Origin of the sequence: Psychrobacter sp. SCQQ22, from assembly GCF_015864605.1 — a bacterium.
GTDB lineage: Bacteria > Pseudomonadota > Gammaproteobacteria > Pseudomonadales > Moraxellaceae > Psychrobacter > Psychrobacter fozii.
Genome location: NZ_JADYWZ010000001.1, coordinates 462,469 through 489,372 on the forward strand (window position 1 = coordinate 462,469; position 26,904 = coordinate 489,372).

The window sequence follows — 26,904 nt, forward strand, 5'->3', positions numbered from 1 at the left end:
TCATTAAATCATCTGATAAATTTTAGTTAGCGCCAGCAGCTTCTGCCAATTGTGCTGCAGGTAAATAGCCGCCAATTTGTTGTCCTGCTTCAGTAAAGATAGCTGGAGTACCACGTACACCAAGTTTGGTACCAAGCGCCATATGCTCTTGCACAGGATTGACACAGCTAGGCGCTTGAATATTGGCACCTATTTTTGCCTGATTCATGGCGGCGTGACGATCTTCACTACACCAAATCGCTTCCATCTTTGGCACGGACTCTTGGCTGCGTGGCCATGCTAAATAACGCACTTCGACACCGCGTGCATTGATGTCATCTATTTCTGAATGCAATTTACGGCAATAACCACAGTCTGCATCGGTAAAGGCATAAATGATAGCCTTCGTTTCGCCTTTTGCTGGATAGATAACCATGTCTTTTTTATCGACTGCTTTTAATGCTTCTTGGGCTGTAGTAGCAACCAAGGTAGCACTAATATCGACAGGAGCACCTTGACCTACCGCGATGATTTGCCCTTGAATGATGTGTTTACCAGCCTTGTCAGCAAAGAAAGGAGGTAACCCTTCTGCGGTTACCCAATAAATCCCGTCCATATCAGTTGGTACTGCTGAAATAATTTTCTCTTCAATGCCAGACGCTTTCAAGTTCGCTTGCAACGCATCTACCACGGTAGCATCGTTACCCGTTGACGTTTTAGTGGTGCTGACGTTGGTCTTTGTATTGTTGACAACACTGGTATTGCTGGTTGCATCCGCTGCATTGTTTGAACAACCTGCGGCCACAACAACAAGTAATGCGCTCATCATAAAACGAGATAAGTTACTTTGAGGAAAGCGCTTACGAGCCAAGGTGTTTTTTACAAAGGGAAGTGGCATATGGGTGTCCTATCGGCATCGAGCCTAGTCATAAAATTTTTTGAGAAAGAAGAAGATGAAATTACATATATGATAGTGCATGAAAATCCCCTTAAGATTTTGAATATTAAGGAGATTTAGGAAAGTATCGGTCATGTAAGGTAAGCGGTAATGTCGTCTATATTAACATATTTATGGTAAATAACAGCCACGAGCTATTGGTCTATAGTCGGTTCAATATAATTTCGATACAAGGAAACCGAGTGCAAGTTATACATTAGTATGCTTAGCGAGGATGACGATGTAGCGGATTTATATGGACTTGACTATATATAGACTATGATTATAGTGCTACTGATAAAGATAGACTCAAAAACTAAGATACATTTGTACTATTTAATATCTATGCTTGTATCGCTAGGCTATTAATATAGGTGGTTTAAGTTAGGGCGTGTCATCAATTAGCACATAAATATATTTAGTGGCCTTAAAATGGCTAAATTTTGCTAAACATCGTCAGTAATTTTGCCAATATGTTCGTATTAACGGCAATTTCTTCCTTGTTTATCTACAATTTTTCTCATTTTAAGCCTCACAATCTAATTGATGACACGCCCTAGCTCAGATACAAGGAAGGCGAGTACAAGCATCATAAATAGTAGGTTGAGCGACCCTGATACCGTATCTGGCTTATATAAGATGAACCATAGCAGTATTTAACATTGTTTTTATCAGACTCTATATAATAATATGCTTATAGTTGTTTACTTCACAAAATTCATAATAAGGAACACACATGGCAGGCGCCAGTTTATTACTCTTACTTGATGACATGAGCCTATTGATGGATGACGTAGCTGTCATGACCAAGGTAGCTGCTAAAAAAACAGCTGGTTTGGTTGGAGATGATTTAGCACTCAACGCTGAGCAAGTAACTGGCGTTAGACCAAGTCGTGAATTGCCTGTCATCTGGGCAGTGGCCAAAGGCTCGTTCGTCAATAAGCTTATCTTAGTACCAGCTGCACTACTCATCAGTTATTTTATACCGTGGTTAATCACCCCTTTACTTATGGTGGGTGGTCTATACTTGAGTTATGAAGGGGCTGAAAAAGTTATTCATAAGTTTTGGCCAAAGCTATTGCCGCATGATGAAGTACATGAAGCACGACGTGTAGCAAATGCGGATGATAATGTCGATATGGTCGCGTTTGAAAAAGAGAAAATTAAAGGGGCTATTCGTACTGACTTTATTTTGTCAGCCGAAATCTTAGTTATCTCTTTAGGCGCAATAACTGCAGCAGGAGCAGGTATCTTAGAAAAAGGGATTGTACTTTCTATCGTTGCTATTGTTGTGACCATTGGCATTTATGGTCTGGTTGCTGGTATTGTAAAAATTGATGATGCCGGTCTACATCTGATTGAAAAGCCAGATGCTAGCGATGGTACTCGCAAGCTTGGTCAGTTTATGCTGTCTGCTGCGCCAAAGCTGATGAAGTTTTTATCGATTGCTGGCACGATAGCTATGTTCTTAGTGGGTGGCGGTATTATCGCCCATGGTATTGCACCTCTAGAACACTTTTTAGAAGGTATTGTGCATCAGATAGGGGTACTAGAAGGTTTGGTCACTATGTTGTTGCATGGCATTCTTGGATTCGTAGTTGGTGCCATTGTTTTATTTATCATCACTGCCATCAATAACGTGCGCGGTGGTAAAGAGTCTACTGCTCATTAAAGTTTATAGATTCTAGCTAACAGTCAATAAAAAGCCCCGCATATTATATGTGGGGCTTTTTACGTTTAGAGTAACCAATGACTATTAACTGTCTGAGTTATCACTATCCAACTGTTCTGCTTGCGTTGGCTTCTTATGATCCGTCTTAGGCTTACGAGTGCGAGCTTTTGGGACTTTAGGTGTGGTTAAGTTAAACATACCTGTCTGAGGTAATAGTTGCTCAGCCACATTTTCGATCATGTTTTTATAACTGGCTATCGTGGTTTTTGACTTTGCCGCCTGAATTTCTTCTTTAGTAGGCTCTTCTACTTTAGCTTCAGGTGCTAGTTCGATAGCAGTGTCAGCCGTCGCTTCATCACTTGTGACGCTAGTCTCTTCGGAATCTACGTTTTCAGCAGCCGTGTTTTCTTCAGCTGGCTGGTTGGTAGGTTCTGATAAGGCTTGATCTGCCTCTAGCAGCTGTTCGCTATCAGCACTGACGTCGTCCGTTTGAGCCTGACTGGCTAGCGCATTGGCCTCTACATTATGAGCATCTACTTCGTTCTCCGCTTTTTCAGAGACCACTTGTTCGGTACTAGTATCAGCCGCTTGTTCAGTCGGTAAACTTAATACTGCTGGCTCCTGATAATCAGGGTGCTGACCGCGTGGATCATTGCTAGCACGTTTGCCGATAGCACGAGGTTCAACGTCGGTTTTACCTTGCGTGGCTGCAAACTGACTGACCGCTTGGGTCATCGTCTCGAAACGTGCTAGATAGTCCGCTGCTAATGGCTGATAGCCATAGTTGCTAAAGTTAAAGCTCTGATTTGCAAGCTCGTTACTATCAATAGCACTTACAGTTGCACTATTATCAGAGCTCTGTGCTTGGGCCATGTGCAAAGCAACCGTCTCGATAAAGCAGTTAATCACGCCATCTGCTATTAAGCGAGTCTGCGCTTCTGGCAATGTCGCACGAATAAACTCACCAACCGTACCGCGAATCGCTGGCACGCTTACGACTGCTTGCTCGTTGACTTGAGGCTCTGAAGTAACCTGTGATTGCGCCTGCTGACTAAGCACAACACGTGGATCGTTGCTGGCTTGACCAAACTTCTCAGCAGTCACGTAGCGCGACGCAAACAATGCTTCATGTGTCAGTTCAAGTGCTGAGCTGCTCTTGGCACTGTCACTATCATTGCTACTACTATTACTAACCTCTACGCTAGGGCTAGTAGCCTGAGTGCTTGCAGCTTTCTCAGCATTGTCACCCTCATTACTGCGCTTAGTAGTTTCATCAATAGCAACTTCATCAGTAGCAGCTTTATCAGGCGTATTCGCTTCCTGAGACTTATCTACTACTGTCGTACTACTTGCTTCAGCAACTACTGGCTTCACAGTGTCAGATGCGCTGTCTGTATCACTTTTGGATACTGCCTGCTCATCTACAACAGGTTTTTTAACATCAGTGTTAGCATCAGCTTTCACGACGTGATTTTGGACATCATAGCTATTGTCTTTAGCAGTGCTATCAACTTTAGCTTCGCTAACTTCTACAGCATTATTGTCCGTCGTTTTTTCAGCCGTTACCTTAATATCAGCCTCTTTTTTATCAGCGCTTCTGCTATTAGTCTGCGGTTGAGCATTAGGCGCTTTGGCTACTTCATCTTTCGCAACGTCATTTGTTGAACTTTGCTTTTCAGTAGGTTGAGGTTTTGCCTGTGTTGACTTACTGTCATCTAACGACAGATGCACAACTTCTGATGGCTTAAGTGCAGCAGGTGCTTCGTTGACTTGTAGCACGACTTCGTTAGGGTTCTGATTGCGGCGCGTATTGGCTTGGTTTCTACCGCCGTTATTGCTTGCCGTCGCTTGCTGATTGTGTTGTTTAACATTTTCAGCTGTTAGCGTTTCACCGCGCTCTAGCTTGCCACGTGAGCCGCGCTGGGTGTGCGATTTACGTTTAGTGCGAACTTGCTCCTCTGATGCTTCGCTTTCTTTGTCATCAGCAGTGTTACGCGCGTTTGCGTTGCGGTTACTATTTTGGTTATTACTGTCTTGACGATTGTTGCGATTACGATCATTCGTACGTCTATTGTCATGCTGACGTTTGTCCTGATTGCTTGACTGTTTGTCATCAGCATTATTTGCGACATTATTTGCAGCATTCTCTGACGTGTTGCTATCAGCATCGCTACTTACATTATTGCTAGTCTCATCTGTTTGATCTTTTCTTTGACGCGGCTTAGAAGATCTAGATTTACGCGGTTTACGTCTTCTTCTGTCTTCATTATTACTATCATCAGTGTCGCTGTCAGAGGCACGACGATCTTGCTGACGATTGGTGTCGTTATTTGACTGCTGAGCCTCATTCTTCTGATTACTGTGCTGCTGAGTTGCTTGCGCAGGGTTAGCTGCAGTAGTCAACGCACTGTTATCAGTTTGTCCAAATGAGCCTAAGCTTTGTGCGCCAGTGTTTACGAGTGCTTCAATAGCTTCTGCTGCATCACGGCTGCTCACGCTAGGGGTTGTCGATGCTTGTGGTGCTTGAGCAAATAGATTTGACAACCATGCTACGGCTTGTGGCTGTGCAGCCGTCTCAACATGTGCAGGAGCTGGTGCTTGAGCCGCTACTGGAGCGACAGGTGCTGCAACACTTTGGCTTTTACTGGCTTGCGGTGCACGCGCAGATGAAACGTTAGCAGCACTTTTATTGTTGCGATGATCGTTGCTATGCTCAACGGTATTGCTTGGCTTATTATTAGCAGCCTTATTATCTACTGCTTGACGTGGCTGACGAGTAGGCTGTTGTTCTGGACGTTCTTTTTCAGCCGTTTGCCAGTCAACTTCATAGCCCAAATCGCTATGTTCTTGGGCGGTATCCGTAATACGCTCATAGCTTGATGGAGCAAAACCATCACGATTGAAGTGCAGCTTAAAGTTTGGTGATTCCAAATGTGCGTGCGGTAATATCGTGATACGAGTGCCGCTGTCTTGCTCAAGATATACCAAGCTGTCGCGTTTTTCATTTAACAAGAATGCTGCGATATCAGTTGGTACTTCTGCTTGTACTTCACCTTGACGTTCTTTTAGAGCGATTTGCTCAATCTGACGCATGATAGATAGTGACAATGAGCGCAAGTCACGAATCATGCCGTTACCGTGGCAACGTGGGCAGATATAGCCAGTTGATTCTTCTAGTGAAGGACGTAGACGCTGACGGCTCATTTCCATGAGACCAAATTTAGAAATATCACCGAATTGAACGCGTGCACGGTCATATTTAGTGGCATCAATCAGACGTTTTTCCACTTCTTTTTGATGCTTATTGTCATTCATATCGATGAAATCAATGACAATCAAACCACCCATATCACGCAAACGTAGCTGACGAGCAATCTCATCAGCGGCTTCTAAGTTAGTATGGTAGGCAGTTTCAGCGACATCTGAACCTTTGGTCGATTTGGCTGAGTTGATATCGATAGAGACCAGTGCTTCCGTTTGGTCAATAACGATTGAGCCACCTGAAGGCAAACGAACTTCACGCTGATAGGCTGTTTCGATTTGTTTTTCGATATTAAAGCGCGAAAACATCGGCTCATAATCAGTATATTTACGCAATTTTTCAGCTTGTTTTGGCATCACTGCATCGATAAAGCCTGCCGCTTCAATATAAGCGTTTTCATTATCGATCCAAATTTCAGCGATGTCATCACGTAGATAATCACGAACGGCACGTGTGACAACGCCCGCTTCTTGGTGAACCAAGCGCGGCGAAGGATATTTTTGGTTTTGTTCTTGGATGGCCTGCCAGATATTGAGAAGGTGGTTCAAATCGTGTTGCAAGTCTTCTTGAGTTTTACCAATACCAGCAGTACGAATGATGACACTCATACCTTTTGGCAAATCAAGATTGCTCAGCATACGCTTCATGTCTTCGCGAAGTTTACCCGAGATTTGACGTGAGATACCACCGCCGCGAGGGTTGTTTGGCATCAATACCAGATAGCGACCTGCTAATGAGACGTAAGTCGATAAGGCAGCGCCTTTATTGCCACGCTCTTCTTTCTCAACTTGGACGATTAATTCATCGCCTTCTTTGATCAGTTTTTTGATATTTTCGTCACGTGGGTTACCGCTTAGATATTCAGCAGAGATTTCACGAATCGGTAAAAACCCTTGACGCTGTGAACCATATTCAACGAACACGGCTTCTAGAGACGGCTCGACACGGGTCACATGACCTTTATAGATGTTAGATTTTTTTTGTTCACGGGTACGGTTTTCTAAGTCGAAATCGTACAGATGATTGCCTTTACATAAGGCGACACGAATTTCTTCGTTTTGAGTAGCGTTGATCAAAATGCGTTTCATATTTGTATCCTATGAGTACGCATAACAACGACGAGACGGGCTTTAGGGCGTGATGGCAAGTATGGCTAATGTGTTATTAGCATTGGTAGACGTTAGTCAACGGTAGAACGTAAATGATGTATTTAATAAAGCGCTTGGGCTTTTTTAATGGCTTATTTTTACCTAAAGCAGGTGAGCAGTGCTAACGTAAATATAAATCGTATAGGGTGTAAGGCTATCTATTCATATCTTATTATTGATAGGCTTGGTTTAAATGTTCATGCATCAGCATACTATTAAATTTTCATTATCAGTAAGTTCTGTTGGTAGTGATGTCAGCACGCTTTGTAAGAGCAATCGACGGTCAGTTACTGGCTTAAAAATATTGAAAAGATATATCGCTGCTGCAGTCAATCCATCAAAGTCTAGCAATAATATCGCTGTTATGAGTACTATTATATAAAATAGTTATTCAGCAATTATCTCTCTAGGTAAAGCAATTGGTCATTCTTTATTTATCGTTCTTTCTAGTATAACGTCAATAATATCTTGGGTGTTTTAAGGTTAGGCATCGCGGCTTTGGTTATTAGCGGGGCGTACTTGGCAAACAGAATAAATGACCAGGCTATCGGCGTGGTGCTGTATTTACATTGTTATCGTCATCTGTTTGACCACCAATACTTAGGCAGCTATCGATATACTTTTCGATCCTAATGCTAAATCACCCATACTTGCTCAGCTACGCTCGCATAAAGGACTATCAAAAAATGTCATTGTTATGCAGGTTGTGAGTCAATGTAGTGTTATTAGCGATTGATAAATAGGCATTTTGCCAAATTTATTAATGCTGAATTTATTAACACAAAGGTATTTAGTGTCACTATTTAATGTTATGGCACTGCATAAAAGTCAGTGCTGTTCTTTCAATTTATGGGCTAATATCTACAAATATCGGTAATGGATATTTTTTTAAACAGATAGTACACCTTAAAATTAGATGAAACGTACAATATTGGCAGGGTATACAGCTTATACCTTGTTGCTAGCAAGTAGCAAAAATGGTGGCCAGCTATCTGAAACAACAATGATTATTGCCGCAGCCTCTGCTTAATTGTCGCTCAACATGCTAAACTATAGCAAATCTTTGTGTAAATACCTAACTAAAAATGACGAACTCAAAAATGACTGAAGACGCACCTACCCACGAAGCTCCTGCTATCTTTAATAGCAAAACACGCCCGCAAAGCGCTGACGATGAAATCAGCAACTTTGGTAAGGTTAATTATCTTGAAGTAACACGCCATCAGCACGATCAACGCTTGGATAATTTTTTGTTGAACCGCTTAAAAGGTTTACCAAAACCGCATATCTATAAAATGATTCGCTCTGATGAAATACGTGTCAATAACAAACGCTGCAAAGCGCACGATAGAGTACAGCGTGAAGACGTGGTACGTATTGCGCCTGTGGTACTCGCTACCCGTGAAAAACCAATCATTAGCACTGAGTTTGCTAAGAGTCTATTAGCACGCGTGGTTTATGAAGATGAAGGGATGCTAGTGCTGAATAAGCCTTCTGGCATCGCTGTTCATGGTGGTAGTGGTTTAGACTTTGGCGTTATCGAAGCCATGCGTGAAGTCACGGGTAAAAAATACCTCGAGCTGATACATCGTATTGATAAAGATACGTCAGGTCTGTTGATGATTTCTAAAAAACGCTCAGCACTAAAAGCATTGCAACAGCATCTAGTAGACAAAACCATCCAGAAGCACTACTTGTGTATCGCAAAAGGCCAACCAGCGCTAAACGAGCAACGTATCGATGCGTCATTACTACGCTATACAGTCGCTAGTGGTGAACGCCGCGTCAAAGTAGATAAGCAAGACCCACAATCTAAAGAAAGCCAGACAGATATTGTCGTTCATGGTCGTTTTATGATTGCTGATCAGCCAGTGAGCTTGATCGAAGCCAAACCATTGACTGGGCGCACGCATCAAATTCGTGTGCATTTGGCTCATATTGGTCATGCTATCTTGGGTGATGATAAATATAACGTACATGACAAGTCAGGTGTTCATCGCCTGTGCTTACATGCATGGCGCTTAGATATTCCAGGTTATGAAACCATTACCGCACCGCTACCAGATGACATGGCAGATTGGCTACCAGAGCAAATTACATTGCCTGAATAAGTAGCATAGTCAACGCTTTACCTATTAAGTATCCATCCTAAACGTCACGAACTCTTATTTCTCTTAATAAGTCGCCGTGACGTTTTCGTATCTACACTTTATTATCGCTATTCGCTAAGGCCTATTCATGAGTGAACAAACTGTAGCCAGTACTACAACTTCTACCGAAAGCGCTTCGTTACTAGTCAATCATCAGTTAGCAGATAAGACGCTGATTATTTTTGATTGGGATGGTACATTGATGGACTCAATTGGTTTAATCGTTGAGTCGATGCATGTGGCAGGACAGGCACATGGGTTTCAGACGACTGATAAAGCCGTGCAGGACATCATTGGCCTTAGCTTGATGAACGGCATTGAGATTTTGTATCCGCAAGCAGATGAGTCGCAGAAGCTGGCTATTCAACAAAGCTATGCAGAGTACTATATTGCCAACAGCCACAGTACGCCGCTTTTTACGCCTATAGAAGGTATGTTGCAGACTTTACAGCAGCAGGGTAAAAAACTAGCGGTCGCAACGGGTAAAAAGCGAAAAGGCTTGGAGCGTGTGCTAGATGCTTCAGAGAGTCATCATTACTTTGTGATGACGCGCTGTGCCGATGAAGCAGGCTCAAAACCTGATCCACAGATGCTTATCGATATTTTAGAGTATACACAGCAGCAAATCGCCGATGCCGTATTTATCGGTGATAGTATCTACGATATTCAAATGGCAACTCAGCTAGGCATGACTAGCATAGCGGTGGATTATGGTACAGCATCTAATGCTGAGCTTGCCGCGCAGCAGCCTACTTATCAGGTCGATACACCAGAAGCACTGGCTAAAATTTTATGTGGATAAGTTCAATTTGAGTGGCTTAGCTATTTAATAGTGTCGCTACAATATGATTTTTGTGACAATAAAAAAGGGTTTATCGATAATAACGATAAACCCTTTTTTTATAGCAAACCATAATAGCTATTTGCTCTCGTTTTGAGCGCCTTCTTTTTCAATGGCGTCTTCTAGCTCTTCGCCTTCTAGCAATGCAAAAGAGGACTCAATAATTTTGTCTGCATCAAGCTGGTACTCATACCAGTTGCCCATTATCCCAGCCAACTCATCTAAGCCTTCCTTTCTCAAAGCTGAAAATAGCTGAATGGTGCAATTCAACCCCAGCTCTTTTAGCCTTTTACGAGTATTCAGTAGAGCATTCTTGGATGCGCCATATTTCAGTTTGTCTGCTTTGGTTAGCAAGATATGTACTGGCAGTTCGCCATCATTTGCCCAACGTAGCATTTGCTCATCAAAGAATTTCAATGGATGACGAATGTCAGTCATCAGTACCAAACCGGCAAGGCTTGAGCGTGATACCAAGTACTCTTCTAGCTCAACTTGCCACTCTTTTTTCATCTCAAGTGGCACCGCTGCATAGCCATAACCAGGTAAATCAACTAAGCGTCTATCAGCATCACCGATACTAAAAAAGTTAATCATCTGCGTACGTCCAGGTGTCTTAGACGAACGTGCCAATTGGCGCTGATTGGTCAAGGCATTAATAGCCGACGATTTGCCTGCGTTTGAACGTCCGGCAAAAGCAACTTCTAGCCCCATGTCAGGTGGGCAAAGGCGAAAAGTAGGTGCTGACATCATAAATTCAGTTTGCTGAATCTTTTGACGGGATTTGGTGTTGAACACCGCATGTTCGGCGGCGACATCTGTAAACGGGGTATTCATAAATGGCTCATTAATCTTAAAAAATTGGATACGGTTATAAAATTTGATTTAGCTGGTTGAGAAAGCGGTGCATTCGACAAAAGACTGAGCAACGTTGTGCGTTGCAATTTCCAGTGTTCATGGGTCGTAAAAGCAGTCGTTTCAAATTACTGACCATTCTATACTATTAGTGGTCTTACTTATTGAAATAACTGCGATTAGCATCATATAAATAGCAACATAACATTAAAGTCATGGGTACTGGTTATCGCTATACCAAATGCATTACCAAAGTGAAACTCGATTTATCTATATTTAGATGACATATATTGTTACAATATTCAATAAGATACAATAAATGGAAGAGTGATTAAACGAATAAGATAGCAAAAGGGGTGTTATATGATTTCAATCACCACGCTTTTTAGCCAAGCTCGCCGTATTCTAATAGCTAGTGTTTCGACATTAGTACTAAGCACCGTCTTTATGACCAACGCAAACTCTGCTGATACCGCCACGACCTATAATAACTCATGTGCAGCTTGCCACGATAGTGGGGCGCTAAATGCGATTAAAAAAGGTGATAGTGCGAAATGGCAGCAGCTCATAAAGCAAAAAAGCATGCCTACGCTGATCAATTCAGTCAAAAGCGGTATGATTCAAATGCCTGCTGGCGGTCTTTGTGACGCTTGCAGTGATGATGACTATCGTAAGCTTATTGAATATATGAGCAAGTAATAGATGCGGGAATAAGACAAAGTCATACTAAACAAAGCGCTGGGTTTTACGACTCTTATGCGCTTTTTATTTTTTGTGAGTATCCTAGCGTGCTTTGTTAGAAAAACTGACTGATGTGACGATTAAGTAGGCAAATGCTACAAAGTCTTGCTATAATAATCGAAAATAAACCCTGATGTTAGTAAGTACTTTCAGATTGTTTGTGGCCAAGACCTTAAATCATATACTTGCCTCGCTAATTATAAGGCAGTTTGTATCAGGTGTCTTATTAGTACACTCATTCTCAATAATACTTACACCGAGTTAGTAGGATTTGTATCAATGAAAAAGTTAATCGCTGCTGCCAGCTTATGCGTTGCAAGTTTCAGCGTACAAGCTGCTATTATTGTTCCTGAACACGACGTCAATGCTGGTAAGCAAATCGCAGAAACCGTATGTGCTGCCTGTCATGGTGCTACTGGTGTTAGTGTTGTCCCTGCGCAGCCTAACTTAGGTGGCCAAAACGTCAAATATCTTTATAAACAGCTGGTCAATTTTAAAGCGGGTTACCGCAAGAATGGCATCATGCAATCGCAAGTTGCGAACTTATCGCAGCAAGACTTGGCCAACGTGGCTGGTTACTATGCTAGTCAAGCGCCTTGGGGTGTTGGCTTTGGTAACCCTGCGACCAATCAAGCAGCCTCTAAGTTATTCTTAGGTGGTGACAAATCACGCGGCGTTATCGGCTGTGCGGGTTGTCATGGGCCAGATGCTGCTGGTAACACTTGGGCGGCATTTCCAAAGCTAGGCGGTCAGCACGCAGAATACATATCTACTCAGCTAAAACTCTTCCGTGCCGCTGGCCGTGTCGATGATATCGACAGTGATGACCAAAAGCGAGTCAACGATGCAGCGAAAGAAGGCGATATGGGTATGATGCAGACAGTTGCGTCGAAACTGTCAGATCATGATATTCGTATCTTGTCAGACTACGTAAGTGCTGTTCACTAATTTATTAATACTGTTTACGAGTACGTAGTAGATGCTTCGTAAGTGCCGCTACTGATCTCTAGACCGTATAGCCGTCATTGTTTTATTATTAAACCCCGATTTCGGGGTTTTTTTATAACTATTCATCCCTTATATTATAGGGGCAGTATATATACAGGTGCTCTTCCTTGTACCGTATAATTATAAATTATCGTTATTCACTTTACATCAAACTCAAAAAGTATGATTAGCCGTGTCAAAGTCATTTAGCCTACATTGTATAGCGCTTGCACTCATTTTTCTTGCTACTCTAATTTTTGTGAATGATATTAGCTCGTTTGGATTTAGATTATGATGATCCGTTATGCCTCTTACTTTATCGCAGCCCTGCTACCGTTACTCTTGTTTCGTTGGTTTGCACCTGCATCTATTGGCGAGATTGATTTCTGGCTACTTTGGTTACTAGCAATGGTACTGGTATCATTGCCGGTCATTTATGCTGAAATAGCGTTGGCCTATCGTAGTGTTGAGGCACCATTAGCAGGGATGCAAAAGCTGACTCGTGAAGCAGATGCCAGTCCAATCTGGCGTAGTTTTGGTTGGTTGGCAGCATTGGTGTCTATCATCATCGCAGCATTGGTTGTATCTGGTGCAAGCTCTGGCATATTAGGTGCATTGACTGAACTGAATAGCGCACCTGATGTGCCAAGCTTTGCAGTCGCTGCGGGCTTGATGGTCATCGCTCTATTATTGAGTTTGGTGGGCGTTGCTCCTTTAGCGATTGGACTCGGGTTGATGGTTGTCGGTTTGGTACTAGGTGTGGCGAATGGTCTACCTAGTATCGACTTTGCGATGACTGACATTAGCTTAAATGAATGGGCACGTGCAGTAGCGTTAGCGCTAGTGAGTGTTGGTGCAGGAACAGGCTTGTACTGGTTCGGTCAAAATTTAATAACCAAACAGACGGCAACAGCAGTAGACACAGACAATTATAATGCGCAAACGCCTGCTCACAGTCGAGTGACAGCTGAGTATCGTGCAACCAAATTGGTACTACCTATTTGGATATTGCAGTTAATCGTTGGTGTAGTTGCACTATTAATTAGCGGTGTGTCATTACCACCAATTGGACAGCTGTTATATTGGGTAGGGGTGTTGTTTGTCGCGAGTTATCTGCTACATTATAGTACGCAACAGTTGGCACACAAGTTCGGGCTGTTGGTCAGTTTGGGACTGACGTTGGTGCTAGCACTGGTGTTAGTCATTTCCATTCCAACCACGTGGTTGGTCGGTATTTTGGTCATCATTAGTAGTGTGGCAGTGTTGCTGTTATCGATATTCGCAGGTTGGCAGATGAAAATCAGTCATTTGCGTAAGTCGTTGAACTTTGGCAATGAGGCGCTGTATAACTTATGGCGGATAGCGATACGTTTGGTCGTACCAGTTGCACTGTTATTGGCCTTGATAGGTTGGGTGATGCAGTGGATAAGCTAACAGCTGATCAAAATAGCGGTGTTGATAATAGTGATGTGTTGCCGTCAGAGCAGACGAAGTTAATGACCGTATATTTGGCCTATGCCGAAGATGAAAAGCGTCAGCATTACTCAGCGTTACAAGTTAGCCGTGATACCAGTCTGTATGATGCACTAAAGCAAGCAGGCTGGTTGGTAGAGTTTCCGGATTTAGCAATATGGTGTGATGAGGTTGCTGATATTGTGACTCCGACTGCTAAGCGTTGGCATGTAGGTATCTACGCACAGAAGCAACCGCTTAGCTATCGCTTACAGCCTTTTGACCGTATTGAGGTATATCGCAGCTTAAGCGCTGATCCTATGTCTCAGCGCAAAAGTAAATCTCGCAGTTAAGCCTGTCATTATTACGAAGCAGGAAGGCTTTCTATACCTTCGATACGACTGACCAAACCGTTATCATCAAAATAAATAACTAAATGTTGGCTAGCATTTTTGACATCAGCAATACCTTTACGGCTGCCTTCTGTCCCTGCTTTATAGTCATAAATATAATCCCAACGCTTAGGTTCTAGAGTGTCTCTAATGGCTGGGCTACCGAGAATATAAAGTACTTGGTTTTGATTCATGCCTACTTGTAGATTTTGCGCTTGCGCCTGAGTAATAGCAGTGCCTTGTGGCAAATCAATCTTATAAACACTCAATAATGAGCAGCCAGACATAGCGACAGTAGCGCTAAGCATACTGGTGATGACAATCTTGCGTAATGTGCTTGTACGGCTCAACGGACGAAAAGTTAATGTCTTTATCATGGTAAGATGACTCACAAGAAATGAATTAGGCGCGGCCAAAGCTGGTTGGTGCTAGTCTGACCGACAATCTTGGACAAATGATACGTCATTTACTTGCAATTTCCTACCACTTACGACATTATTTACCAAACACTACCTGAGTGGTGTTATCATTTATATTTTAAATTCATATACTTGCATAAATATTTATTGAAAAATAATAGACTAATAATTCACTCAGAATAAGTAAGTTTACTGTTCTTAAAATGCTTCATATATTATAAAAAATAATCACTAATGATTATTTATCTCATATTTTTGGTTCTTTATTTGCTAAGACTGTCACAGTCAGAAGGGATATTATGGCTTCTTTTACCAATCAAGATTTACGTAAAGCCGGATTAAAGGTGACGTTACCTCGTATCAAAATTTTAGAGCTGCTGGAAAGTGCAGCGCTGCATCATATGAGTGCAGAAGAGGTTTATAAAGCGTTGATTGAACAAGGCGAAGATGTTGGCCTAGCCACTGTTTATCGAGTGCTTACGCAATTCGAGCAAGCAGGCATCGTTGAACGTCACAACTTTGAAAACAATTTGTCAGTGTTTGAAATTACCCAAGAAGGTCATCACGACCATTTGGTTTGTGATGTATGTGGAAAGATTGTAGAGTTCCACAATGAGGTAATCGAGGAAGAGCAGCTAAAGGTTGCAGAAAAACATGGCTTTAAGCTGTCAGGTCATTCATTGGTGCTATATGGTATCTGCGATGAACAGGAATGTCAGGATAGTATCAAATAACCATCTTTGATTTTTTACTATTCTCAAGACATATGGTTTCTTAGAGACTGTAAACCGTGTTTGAAATAGCAAAAGCCCTCATTATCAGTAATGAGGGCTTTTCTGTGGCAAATAGCACAAGTGTTCTAGCAAAGACTATATGACCGCTTCAAACAGACAGCAGTATTTAAGTGATATTTAAAGATAAACTGTCAGCACCTTCATCTAGATTGCCTGTACCATTTTTGCTATTCAGCTTAATTTGAAGGCGTAAATCGTTAGGAGAGTCCGCATGGAGAATGGCTTCTTTATATGTAATCTCTCCTTGCTCATATAAGTCAAAAAGTGCCTGATCAAAAGTCTGCATACCGCTGTCACGTGAGCGTTTCATTACATCCTTAATCTCATGAACCTCGCCTTTACGGATATAATCACTAATGAGCTGTGAGTTCAATAGAATCTCAATAGCAGCGCGGCGTCCTTTACCATCAGGTGTTGGAATGAGCTGCTGCGCGATGATGGCTTGCAAGTTAAGTGATAAATCCATGAATAGCTGATTGTGGCGATTTGCTTCAAAGAAGTGAATGATACGGTCAATTGCTTGGTTGGCATTGTTAGCGTGCAAGGTTGCAAAAACCAAATGCCCAGTTTCTGCATATTGAATGGCGTAGCTCATGACTTCAAGGTTACGAATCTCACCAATCAAGATAACATCTGGTGCTTGGCGCAAGGTGTTTTTTAGACCTGCTTCAAATGAGTGAGTATCAATACCAACTTCGCGCTGGGTGATGATACATCCACGATGTTGATGGACAAACTCAATAGGGTCTTCGATAGTGATGATATGACCATGAGAGTTTTGGTTGCGGTGTCCTATCATGGAGGCAAGAGTGGTGGATTTACCAGTACCTGTTGCACCCACAAGTAGAATGATACCGCGCTTTTTCATCGCCAGCTCTTTTAGCGCAGGGGGTAAACGTAGCTCTTCAACCGTTGGAATCTTATTTTCAATTTTTCGCAAAACCATTCCTGCCATATCACGCTGTATAAAGGCACTGACACGGAAACGGGCTTGTTGTGCTTCATCTGCAATAGCAAACTGACATTCGTTAGTTTCATCAAATTCTTTTATCTGGCCTGGTGTCATGACACCTTTAACCAATCGCATGGTTTGCTCTGAGCTTAAGGGTGTTTTACCGACAGGTAGAATTTTCCCATTTACCTTCATGGAAGGTGCTACATCCGCGGTAATAAAAAGGTCAGAGCCGTTCTTATTGATCATTAACTGTAATAGTTTATCAATGTCCATATCGTACCTGCATTCGATGTAACTCGATTAAGAAAATGTCTGAAATCATAATTGAAAGATCGCTAATGGTAAATAATAAAAATAATGCTACAAAAATGCATCAGGCTGTTTAGCATAAGGACGGGCAACGTCTTTACTGATTGTACCTTTTGACACTAGATTTTTAAGTGTCTGATCGAGTGTGATCATTCCATCGCCTGCACCTGTTTGGATAGCAGAATACATCTGAGCGATTTTATTTTCACGTATTAAGTTACGAATAGCAGGAGTACCTAGCATAATCTCGTGTGCTGCAACACGTCCACCTGCCTGACGGCGTAGCAGCGTTTGCGATATCACGGCTTGGAGTGATTCTGATAACATGGCACGAATCATATCCTTTTCTGCTGCAGGAAATACATCGATGACACGGTCAATTGTTTTTGCCGCCGAGCTGGTGTGCAGAGTACCAAATACTAAGTGACCGGTTTCTGCCGCAGTCAATGCCAAACGAATGGTCTCAAGGTCACGTAGCTCACCAACCAGAATAATATCCGGATCTTCACGTAATGCAGAGCGTAGAGCAGGCTCGAAGCCTAGAGTGTCACGGTGAACTTCACGCTGGTTGATCAGACTTTTTTTAGATTCGTGGACAAATTCGATAGGGTCTTCGATGGTTAAGATATGCTCTTTACGGCTTTCATTGATATAATCAATCATGGCCGCTAGTGTTGTTGATTTACCAGAACCTGTTGGACCAGTGACCAGTACCACACCACGCTTTAAGTCTGATATGCGCTTGAATACTTCGCCCATACCTAGATCTTCCATGGTCAATACCTTGGAAGGAATGGTACGAAAGACAGCACCAGCACCGCGATTTTGATTAAAGGCATTTACCCGAAAGCGTGCTAGATTAGGAATCTCAAAAGAGAAATCCGTCTCAAAGAATTCCTCAAAGTCTGCACGTTGCTTATCGTTCATAATGTCATAGATAAGCTGATGTACGACTTGGTGAGTCATGTCTGGCATATTAATACGCGTCATTTCACCATCGACACGAATCATGGCAGGCATGCCGGCTGAAATATGTAAATCCGATGCTTTATGCTTGACGGTAAAGCGCAGCAAATCTTCGATGCTTAAGTTGTTTTTTTCAGCCATAATCAGGTATTCCTATCAATCAATAAGGGTAGAACAAACGAGCATAAAAGGGCGTGGTTGATAATCAACAAAAGACCTATCTTAGGTTCACTATACGAATAAAACATAATTTAGTGCTTTTACCATTACTATTACATTCAGTAGCATATGTTAAACCATGTAACAATATAATAACAAGACTGCTGACATTTAACCATCTACTACGCTAAGAAAATGTAAATTAGCCATTGAACCCTGTAATTTATAGATGTCGAGTTCATTAATAGTTAAATTCAAATAATTTCGATACAAGGAAACCGAGTGCAGGTTATACATTAGTATAGTCAGCGAGGATGAAAATGTAGCGAATTTATATGTATTTGACTATACATGGAGTTATGACTGTAAAAAATGCCACCATGACTAATAGTAGATATCGGTACAAAAATTAAAAATCACGGATTTAAAAACGGATTAAATTACCCTTGCGAGTGATACATGAATAAAACTGAGAATAATATGGATAATTCAAACCTTATTGAAAACTGGCAACAAGTCAGTCAACAGGTAAAACAAGCATGTGATAATGCTAGAAGACAATCTGGTAGCGTTATATTGTTAGCTGTTTCCAAAACCAAGCCAGCCGATATGATTTCTGCTTTGGCTCAGAAGGGGCAGCGTCATTTTGGTGAAAATTATCTACAAGAAGCTCTCGAAAAAATTAATACTTTAAAGTCTCAACCCGAAGGTCAAGGAATAGTTTGGCACTATATTGGCAGTATCCAACGTAACAAGACCCGCGATATTGCTGAGAGTTTTGATTGGGTGCAAACGGTTGAGCGCGACATTATTGCCAAACGTTTAAATGATCAACGTCCAGCTGAACTGCCACCATTGAACGTACTAATTCAATTAAATATCGACAATGAAGAAAGTAAATCAGGTTGTCTGCCAGATCAGCTACTGGAATTGGTAACCACTATCAAAGCATATGAGAGACTACAGTTACGTGGTTTGATGATTATTCCTGCCAAGTCAGATACTGGTGCATTTGCTCGTACTAAGCAACTATTTGAGGAGGTTAAAGAAAAGCATCCAGAGCTGAATGGTTGGGATACACTGAGTATGGGTATGAGTGGCGATATGACGGAAGCCATAGCCAATGGCTCGACGATGGTGCGTGTCGGCACTGGCATATTTGGTGCACGAGCTTAATCTTAATTTGCTAATGCTAGGTAATCGGTAGGGTATGTCATCAATGAGATCATCAGGACGAAAATAAGAATGTTTTGATTGATGACATTATCCTAGATTCATTAGGTGCTATTTATCAGGTGCTATTTATTAAACAATCTCATCGATTTTGGTCACCAGCATTTGAGTTATTTTGAGATTGTCGGTCGCGATAATCTCAAATCGATAATTGGCATACTCGACCGTGTCTGTTTTCTTTGGGATTTTTCGTAACATATACATCATAAAACCACTGAGTGTCTCGTAGTTTTGACTGCGGGGCAGATTAACAATATCTAACGCACGAACCACATCTTCAATAGGCGTCATTCCATCGATTAACCACGAGTTATCCGTCCGTTGCACAATAGGCTGCTCCTCTAGCGTCACAAGCTCACCCATGACTATGCTCATCACATCTTTGAGCGTGATGACTCCTACTACTAATCCATACTCATTGACGATTACGGCAAAGTCAGCGCCCGTAGATTTGAACATCTCCAACACTTCAAATAAAGACAAAGTATCAGGGACGAAAAGGGCAGGCATTAATAGTTCTTTGCTCGTTAAGCTGACTTCTTGCTGGTTGAGCACTAACGCGAGAAAGCTACGTGATTCCACATAGCCCACAATGTGCTCTAAATCATCATCATGACAAACCAAGAATTTGTTGTGCGGTTGATCGATCATCACTTCGACCACTTTTTCAGTACTTGTCTTGGTATCAAAATAAACGATGTTTTCGCGCGGATTCATTACTGAAGTCACCGTACGTTCTTGCATATCAAAGATGTTTTCTATCAGATGGTGTTCCTGCTTTTTGAGTACCCCAGCTTCAGCACCAGCATCCATCACGGCATAAATATCTTCTGGCGTCATATCGTCTTGGCGTGTGGTGGAGATACCTAGTACTTCAAAGAGAACGTTTGCCGCACCATCAAATATCCAAATTACTGGTTTCAAAACAAAAATCAAAAGCATCATTGGTCGTACGAGTCGCACGGCTATATTCTCTGTGTTTGACATTGCCAATCGTCTGGGCATTAAGTCGGCGAGCAGAGAAAATAAACTGGTAATCAGTACAAAGGATATAACGGATGACACCGCTTCATTGTTCACCAAAACCCGCAAGTAAGGGCTGATGGCTGACTCACCTACTGCACCAGCTGAAATCGCGACAGCGTTTAAAACGACTTGTACAACAGTAATAAAGCTGCCAGGGTTCTCCTGCATTTTAAGGACGTCAAATGCGCGAACATCCCCTTCTTTTGCCATGATTTGCAGCTTAATTTTGCGACCCGCTGCGATAGCAATCTCAGCTGCAGAGACAAAGGCACTGAGAGCCAGTAGTAAAATAAGAAAGACACTAGCAGTTAGCAAACTCATGAGATACTCGGTAAAAAGGATAAGGATTAACAAGAAAGGTAATTGGTTGAATGTAAAAAATAAGCGGCTAGGGTTAAAAGGTAGGTATTATTGATAGAAATTCGGTTTATAGAACCTAAAAAAGCTGGGCAAGCACCCAGCTAGTCATAAAGTATTTTAGTTTTTGGCAAAAAATGAGGCTATAAGCGCCGCCTAAACCCCTAGGTAATAGAAGTCAGGCAAATAGAGACGCTGAATGTTATTTAACCTTATGTTACTTAGCCTTTGATTGACCATTTATTTACTAGAGGATAACGGCGTTCGCGCCCGAAAGCTTTGTGGCTGATTTTAGTGCCAATCGGTGATTGCAGACGCTTGTACTCGCTATTGTCTACCATTTGAATGACTTTTGCGACCATCTCAGCATCAAAGCCTTTATCAATAATATCTTGATAGCCCATGTCTTCATCGATATATGACATAAGAATGCCATCTAAGATATCGTAGTCAGGTAAGCTGTCTTGATCTTTTTGATCTGGACGCAATTCAGCAGATGGTGGACGAGTAATGACACGCTCGGGAATGACTGGGGTATCTTCTAAGCGATTGCGATAGCTGGCTAGCTTATAGACCTGTGACTTATAAACATCTTTTAGTACGTCAAAGCCGCCTGCCATATCACCGTATAACGTCGAGTAGCCAACTGCCAACTCAGACTTATTACCAGTAGTGATGACCAAGTGACCAAATTTATTAGACAATGCCATCAGAACCACACCACGCGCACGTGCTTGAATGTTTTCTTCGGTAGTATCTGCCGGTGACTTGTTAAATAGAGGCGCTAGGGTATGACGGATACCTTCGACAGCATCAAAGATAGGACAAACGGTATAAGACACATTCAAACGACGTGCTTGTGCTTGTGCATCTTCTAAACTGATTTGCGATGTATATTCGTAAGGCATCATTACCGCGTATACCTTGTCAGCGCCCAAAGCGTCAACGGCGATACATAGCGTCAATGCTGAATCAATACCACCTGATAGACCAACGATAATGCCAGAGAATCCTGAGTGGTTCACATAGTCACGTAAGCCGACGACCAATGCTTGGTACATCTCTGATTCACGGCTCAAGGTCAAAGGTGCTTTGACTTGGCTATCAAACTTAGCAGTCTTGACATCTAAAGTAGCTAGCAGTAACTGATTCATAAAGCGCGGTGCTTCGTGTGCGACGCTACCATCAGCTTGTACGGCCATGGAGCCACCGTCAAATACTAAATCATCTTGACCACCAACGGCATTGACATAAACGATAGGTAAGTTGTTTTCACGGCTGCGTTTGGCAAGCATGGTCTTACGGTTTTCTTGTTTTTCGATCTCGAAAGGTGACGCATTTAAGCTAACAACCAGATCGGCTCCTTGCTTTTTAAGCTCAGCAATCGGGCCTTTTTCCCATAAGTCTTCACAAATGAGTAGGCCAATGGTGATGCCTTTATAATCAAACAAGACTTGATTGCGACCTTTATCAAAGTAACGACGCTCATCAAAAACGCCATAATTTGGTAAGATTTGCTTATGATAAAAGCCTTTTTGATGGCCATTATGTAGGATAGCAGCAGAGTTAAACGTGCCATGATGATCGACATGTGGGTAGCCAACAATCATCACGATATCGTTGATATCACTTAAGCTAGATAAAGCGCTTTTGACACGACCCGATAAGCTTGGACGCAGTAATAAATCTTGTGGAGGATAGCCAAGTAGTGCTAGCTCTGGGAAGATAATGACATCTGCACCTTGCTTGCGTGCTTCTAATGCTAATGTACGCATTTTTTCGGCATTGGCAGTGATATCACCAACCAAAAAATGTGATTGGGCCAAAGCAAAAGTAACGGTGTCTTGTGGTTTCTTAGTCTTGTTTGCCTCGGTTGAGGGGGTTATATTGGGATTATCAGTGTCTTTTGACATTTTTATTGTTCCTATCGATATATTATTTAAAATTTGATGGGTCAGTATTGATTTAAAATAAAATCAAAGTAAGTCCGAAATTAACTAAAAATAGCACTTTTTCATATCGAGTTCTAATATTGAACCTATATGATGAGCTTAAATTACGCGTAGGCTTTTATATGACGTTGGCAAACTACAGTGCTGACGAACGCTTACGCATAATATCCAAAATTATGACGCCGCTCTAAAGGTTAGATCTTATGATAGTCTATAGAAGGGCGATAAAAGAGGGTTGTGGCATATAGTTTGAAAAATACTGTGTTTGTATAACGGTCAAAATAAATAAGGCCAAACAAACTTAACTATATTGAAAAGCTTAAAATAATGACTTTAGTATAACATCAATTGTCGCGACAAATAGAACGCGCCAGTGAATTACCTTTCAAGGTATTGCTTTAAAGTGTGAATGTAGAATCAGTTATCAATGTATTGTTTTTACATACTAAACCCATGTATTGGCTTCTATCTATTCGTGTCATCATCTAGTAAGCTTACGCATAGAAAGTTGTAAGTAAAGATTACAACATAGCGTTATAATAGTCATCGTATTTTGTTGCATAATAAGCGCTGATAATCGCTTTGTTTTTTATCTCACTTTAGTCAAAATTATAGCCAATATCTATGTTACGGTATCCTATGATCTAACGCTCTTGAATTAGATTTTTACCCATATATTTATGTTGGTGATTGACAACCCTCGCTAATGGATGCAGTTTATGGACGCGGTCTGTAAATTGCGGTTCATCTCACATTTATAAACTCGTCAGCAGAGTCATAATAGGTCTTTGCTGTGTGTACTTGGTTTATACGCTATGATTGAAAATTGGACAAAAGAGTTTATTATTCAGCGTTTACTGGCCATTACCTTATTGGTCGTGCTGTTTGTACTGTGTTTTCAGGTGATACAGTTTTTTATCGTGCCAGCACTGTGGGCAGCGATTTTAGCGTATGTAACTTTTCCTGTTTATAACTTTTTTTATGAAAAAGTAAAGCTAAGCCCTAATGTCAGCGCTGCCATCATGACGATGAGTATCTCGTTAATGATAGGTGTGCCACTTGTCATTGGTGTGTTTATCCTACAGCAAGAGGCGCTCAGTTTAATCAGTAATTTGATCTATCGTATAAAAGTCGGCTATTTAGATGTGCCAGACTCTGTTAAAGATTTACCTATCGTCGGTCAGCAAGTCAAAGATGTACTGTGGAGAATCAATAAAAACCCTGAAGGGACGTTAGAGACGTTTCGCCTTTGGGTACAGTCACATTTATATTATGGCAAAGTCGCCTTTGATGTGGTGTTTAGTGGTCTTGCCAAGTTGGGTATGGCACTGATGACGTTGTTTTTCTTTTATCGTGATGGTACCAGCTTGGTTCGCCAGATCCGTCAAGCACTGCGTAATATCATCGGCAATCGTATTGATGGTTATATTGACTCTGTGGGCACGACCACGCGTGCAGTGGTTTATGGTATTGGTTTGACGGCATTGGCACAGGCACTGCTTGCAGGTGTCGGTTATTACTTCGCCAGTGCGCCAAGTCCGATTTTATTGACTATTGTAACCTTTATTATCGCATTGATTCCGTTTGGGACACCATTCGCTTGGGGCGCTGTCTCTATTTGGTTAATGAGTCAAGGTCATACGACAGAAGGTATTGGTTTGGCACTATGGGGTGTATTGGTTATCAGCTGGGTTGATAACTTAATCCGTCCTATTGTGATTAGTGGTGCGACCAAAATTCCTTTTATTATTATTTTTATTGGTGTGCTAGGTGGTTTAACGGCTTTCGGTTTTGTTGGTCTGTTTATTGGGCCTGTGGTATTGGCCATAGGACTTGCCGTTTGGCGTGAATGGATATCGCAGCATAAAAATGAGATATTTTCGCCACAAGAGATAGAATTGTCTGATGACGACGCATTGCCACCAGTGAATGAGTCGCAATAAATAACAGCGATTCTACTACTAGAACCACTATTATTTGACTATGTTATAAAAACGATGAAGGGTAGGGTGAATACTATTAAGCATATTACTATTTTGGCTGATAGCAATATCGCCAGTTTGGACAAGTTTTTTAACGCCTCTACACTTGGCCAAGCATCGGAGCAGGCTGTAGATATCATCACCGTTGCTGGACGAGATATCAACGCGTCATTACTTGCAGAACTGCAACCTGATATTCTGCTGATACGTTCTGTGACGCAAGTAAATGAGGCATTGTTAGCGAATAACGACAGTGTTCAGTTTGTGGGTTCTGCAACCATCGGTACGGATCATGTCGATCAAGATTATTTAATGCAGCGCCATATCACTTTTGCCAATGCTGCTGGTTGTAGTAAGCATTCTGTCGCACAGTACGTACTGACAGCAGCATTGACGTTGCGTCCGCAGTATTGGCAGCAATCAGTTACTCTCGGTATTATCGGTCTGGGCAATATTGGTAGTACGCTTGTGCAGTATGCCAATGATTTGGGCTGGCAAGTATTAGGCTATGATCCATTATTACCAAAATCCAAGATAAATAATGCCAGTTTAGAGCAGGTGCTGAGCCAAAGCGATGTGGTCAGTCTGCATGTACCTTTGACAGACAAGAAGAGTGATGCACATTCTAGAGGCAGCGAGTATCCAACACGGCATCTCATTGATGCAGATACATTGGCTATGATACCTGCTGATACAATACTGATTAATAGCGCGCGTGGGCCTGTGATTGAGGCAGATGCGCTGGTAGCAGATATTGAGCGTACTGGACGACAAGTAGTGCTTGATGTGTTTGAGCACGAGCCTCAGATTGCTGAGCAATTATTATCCAAGCTTGCCTTCGCCACTCCTCATATCGCTGGCTACACGGTAGAAGGTAAGCTGCGTGGTACGCAAATCATTTATGATGTGCTATGTGAGAAACTGGCCGTTATACCTACCCAAACGATGCACGCGCTATTACCGCTTAACTTATTTCTATGGTCTGAATTAAAGGCACATCCCGATAGACTGATAAAGTTCTATGATATTCAGCAAGATGATGCCTCATTGAGAAGCAAAGAAGCTAATGGGCAGATAAATGGTGCTGACTTTGATGGTTTGAGACGCGATTATCATCTACGTCGTGAGTGGCAGTTTTAAAAAATTCAAACACCCAATTACCAAACCGATTATTTATCAATCGCAGTAGATCTCAAATGACTCAAGCAAATAACATTTCTTCGCAGCCTATTACTTCTAAGTCCATTAGTTCTAAGCTTAGCTATGCACCGACCATGACATTGGCGATGGCGCAGCAGCGTGCGCAGTTTATGAGTAATATCCGTCAGTTTTTTGCTAAGCGACAAGTGTTAGAGGTGCAGACACCACTACTGTCACAAGCGGGTAATACCGATACTTTTTTGCAGTCAGTTGCGGCGCAGGTCACTTATCAAGACAAACCTCAGACCTATTATTTGCATACGTCACCTGAGTTCGCTATGAAGCGTTTATTGGCCAGTTGGCAAGTACCTATTTATCAGATTTGTCCTGTTTTTCGAGACAATGAAATAGGGGTACGACACAATATCGAATTCACCATGCTCGAATGGTATCAGCCAAACTATAGCCTAGATGATATAGCGACTGAACTGGGTGAGCTATTAGAAGCGCTTTATGGTAATGCGGTCGTAATGAGCCATTATCGTTATGTTGATGCTTTTATGGATTTTGTTGGTATTCATCCGTTAACTGCTAGCCTCGCTACCCTACAAGCAGTAGCAGAAGATAAAGGCTTAACAGGTTTTGACTTTAACAGTGAGTTGAGCAGTGAAGTAAATACGGAAGAAGACCGTCGCCAGAGCTGGTTAGATTTGTTATTCAGCCATGCGGTTGAGCCAAATTTAGGCCATGATCTACCAACGTTAATTATAGAGTATCCGCCAGCGACCGCCGCATTGGCAAAAACAGCTTTGGACAAAGACGGTAATAAAATTGCCAAACGTTTTGAGCTATATATTAATGGTATCGAGATTGCCAATGCTTATGATGAGTTGGCAGATGGGCAAGCGTTAAAAGAGCGTTTTGAGCAAGATAACCAATTGCGTCAGCGTCATAACCTGCCACAAATGCCAATCGATGAGCATTTACTAGCGGCGTCTGATGATTTGATACCTTGTAGTGGTATTGCTGTCGGCGTAGATAGGCTACTAATGGTTATCACAGGATCTAGCAGTCTAGAGAAAGTGATTCCGTTTCCAAGCGGTTTGGCATAGTTTTTCTACAGAAAGTAGCTATTATTGCTCACTTAATAATCCATTCTCAAACGACAGCCATAGAAAAGCGAGTAAACCTTTCGGTTT

20 protein-coding genes are annotated in these 26,904 nt (G+C 41.9%); 12 read left to right on the plus strand and 8 right to left on the minus strand.

Features of this window, described 5'->3' with window-relative positions:
• Positions 1 to 22: 22 nt before the first annotated feature.
• Positions 23 to 877 carry a DsbC family protein gene (locus I6E84_RS01965; protein WP_197215771.1) on the minus strand — a complete coding sequence of 285 codons (855 nt, stop codon included), beginning with the start codon at positions 875 to 877 and terminating at the stop codon, positions 23 to 25.
• 775 nt (positions 878 to 1,652) lie between these two features.
• Between I6E84_RS01965 and I6E84_RS01970 the strand changes: the two genes are divergently transcribed.
• Positions 1,653 to 2,588, plus strand: coding sequence for a DUF808 domain-containing protein (locus tag I6E84_RS01970; RefSeq protein WP_197215774.1), 936 nt, complete (start codon positions 1,653 to 1,655; stop codon positions 2,586 to 2,588).
• Between the two features lie 84 nt (positions 2,589 to 2,672).
• On the opposite strand, the gene I6E84_RS01975 is transcribed toward I6E84_RS01970, so the two are convergent.
• On the minus strand, positions 2,673 to 6,938 hold the full coding sequence (locus I6E84_RS01975; RefSeq protein ID WP_197215776.1) for an Rne/Rng family ribonuclease: 4,266 nt from the start codon (positions 6,936 to 6,938) through the stop codon (positions 2,673 to 2,675).
• Between the two features lie 1,160 nt (positions 6,939 to 8,098).
• Here I6E84_RS01975 and I6E84_RS01980 point away from each other — a divergent pair.
• On the plus strand, positions 8,099 to 9,109 hold the full coding sequence (locus I6E84_RS01980) for an RluA family pseudouridine synthase (RefSeq protein WP_197099765.1): 1,011 nt from the start codon (positions 8,099 to 8,101) through the stop codon (positions 9,107 to 9,109).
• Positions 9,110 to 9,236: 127 nt separating this feature from the next.
• Positions 9,237 to 9,950: an HAD family hydrolase gene (locus I6E84_RS01985; protein ID WP_197215778.1), complete on the plus strand. Its 714-nt coding sequence runs from the start codon at positions 9,237 to 9,239 to the stop codon at positions 9,948 to 9,950.
• A gap of 117 nt (positions 9,951 to 10,067) precedes the next feature.
• Here the strand turns inward: I6E84_RS01985 and yihA are convergent, their stop codons facing one another.
• The gene (gene yihA / locus I6E84_RS01990; RefSeq protein WP_197215780.1) at positions 10,068 to 10,823 is read right to left on the minus strand and encodes a ribosome biogenesis GTP-binding protein YihA/YsxC; all 756 of its coding nucleotides are present in this window, start codon (positions 10,821 to 10,823) and stop codon (positions 10,068 to 10,070) included.
• A 381-nt stretch (positions 10,824 to 11,204) separates the two neighbouring features.
• Here yihA and I6E84_RS01995 point away from each other — a divergent pair, with 381 nt between their 5' ends.
• From I6E84_RS01995 to I6E84_RS02010, 4 genes are all read left to right on the plus strand, one after another.
• Positions 11,205 to 11,540, plus strand: coding sequence for a c-type cytochrome (locus tag I6E84_RS01995; RefSeq protein WP_197099768.1), 336 nt, complete (start codon positions 11,205 to 11,207; stop codon positions 11,538 to 11,540).
• Positions 11,541 to 11,861: 321 nt separating this feature from the next.
• Positions 11,862 to 12,530: a c-type cytochrome gene (locus tag I6E84_RS02000; protein WP_110921827.1), complete on the plus strand. Its 669-nt coding sequence runs from the start codon at positions 11,862 to 11,864 to the stop codon at positions 12,528 to 12,530.
• A gap of 330 nt (positions 12,531 to 12,860) precedes the next feature.
• Positions 12,861 to 14,003: a hypothetical protein gene (locus I6E84_RS02005; RefSeq protein ID WP_197215782.1), complete on the plus strand. Its 1,143-nt coding sequence runs from the start codon at positions 12,861 to 12,863 to the stop codon at positions 14,001 to 14,003.
• Positions 13,991 to 14,374 carry an RnfH family protein gene (locus tag I6E84_RS02010; protein ID WP_320158617.1) on the plus strand — a complete coding sequence of 128 codons (384 nt, stop codon included), beginning with the start codon at positions 13,991 to 13,993 and terminating at the stop codon, positions 14,372 to 14,374. Before I6E84_RS02005 ends, I6E84_RS02010 begins: the two co-directional genes overlap by 13 nt.
• An 11-nt stretch (positions 14,375 to 14,385) precedes the next feature.
• Here the strand turns inward: I6E84_RS02010 and I6E84_RS02015 are convergent, their stop codons facing one another.
• The gene (locus I6E84_RS02015) at positions 14,386 to 14,805 is read right to left on the minus strand and encodes an outer membrane protein assembly factor BamE (protein ID WP_194195994.1); all 420 of its coding nucleotides are present in this window, start codon (positions 14,803 to 14,805) and stop codon (positions 14,386 to 14,388) included.
• Between the two features lie 326 nt (positions 14,806 to 15,131).
• Here I6E84_RS02015 and fur point away from each other — a divergent pair, with 326 nt between their 5' ends.
• Positions 15,132 to 15,566, plus strand: a complete 435-nt coding sequence (fur, locus tag I6E84_RS02020) for a ferric iron uptake transcriptional regulator (protein WP_110921825.1) — start codon at positions 15,132 to 15,134, stop codon at positions 15,564 to 15,566.
• 166 nt (positions 15,567 to 15,732) lie between these two features.
• Here the strand turns inward: fur and I6E84_RS02025 are convergent, their stop codons facing one another.
• Complete coding sequence (locus tag I6E84_RS02025) at positions 15,733 to 16,854, minus strand: PilT/PilU family type 4a pilus ATPase (protein ID WP_110921824.1); 1,122 nt, start codon at positions 16,852 to 16,854, stop codon at positions 15,733 to 15,735.
• 87 nt (positions 16,855 to 16,941) lie between these two features.
• Positions 16,942 to 17,997, minus strand: coding sequence for a type IV pilus twitching motility protein PilT (locus I6E84_RS02030; protein ID WP_110921823.1), 1,056 nt, complete (start codon positions 17,995 to 17,997; stop codon positions 16,942 to 16,944).
• Between the two features lie 477 nt (positions 17,998 to 18,474).
• Between I6E84_RS02030 and I6E84_RS02035 the strand changes: the two genes are divergently transcribed.
• Complete coding sequence (locus tag I6E84_RS02035) at positions 18,475 to 19,191, plus strand: YggS family pyridoxal phosphate-dependent enzyme (RefSeq protein WP_197215784.1); 717 nt, start codon at positions 18,475 to 18,477, stop codon at positions 19,189 to 19,191.
• A 129-nt stretch (positions 19,192 to 19,320) separates the two neighbouring features.
• Here the strand turns inward: I6E84_RS02035 and I6E84_RS02040 are convergent, their stop codons facing one another.
• Both I6E84_RS02040 and I6E84_RS02045 read right to left on the minus strand, forming a co-directional pair.
• Complete coding sequence (locus tag I6E84_RS02040) at positions 19,321 to 20,595, minus strand: hemolysin family protein (protein WP_197215786.1); 1,275 nt, start codon at positions 20,593 to 20,595, stop codon at positions 19,321 to 19,323.
• A gap of 257 nt (positions 20,596 to 20,852) precedes the next feature.
• Positions 20,853 to 22,544, minus strand: coding sequence for an NAD+ synthase (locus I6E84_RS02045; protein ID WP_197215788.1), 1,692 nt, complete (start codon positions 22,542 to 22,544; stop codon positions 20,853 to 20,855).
• 854 nt (positions 22,545 to 23,398) lie between these two features.
• Between I6E84_RS02045 and I6E84_RS02050 the strand changes: the two genes are divergently transcribed.
• The 3 genes from I6E84_RS02050 to epmA all read left to right on the plus strand — a co-directional run bounded on the left by I6E84_RS02050 (position 23,399) and on the right by epmA (position 26,817).
• Positions 23,399 to 24,526, plus strand: coding sequence for an AI-2E family transporter (locus I6E84_RS02050; protein ID WP_197215790.1), 1,128 nt, complete (start codon positions 23,399 to 23,401; stop codon positions 24,524 to 24,526).
• A gap of 75 nt (positions 24,527 to 24,601) precedes the next feature.
• Positions 24,602 to 25,705, plus strand: coding sequence for a 4-phosphoerythronate dehydrogenase (locus I6E84_RS02055; RefSeq protein WP_197215985.1), 1,104 nt, complete (start codon positions 24,602 to 24,604; stop codon positions 25,703 to 25,705).
• 56 nt (positions 25,706 to 25,761) lie between these two features.
• Entirely contained in the window at positions 25,762 to 26,817 is a 1,056-nt protein-coding gene (epmA, locus tag I6E84_RS02060) for an EF-P lysine aminoacylase EpmA (protein WP_197215792.1), read from the plus strand.
• Positions 26,818 to 26,904: the final 87 nt, after the last annotated feature.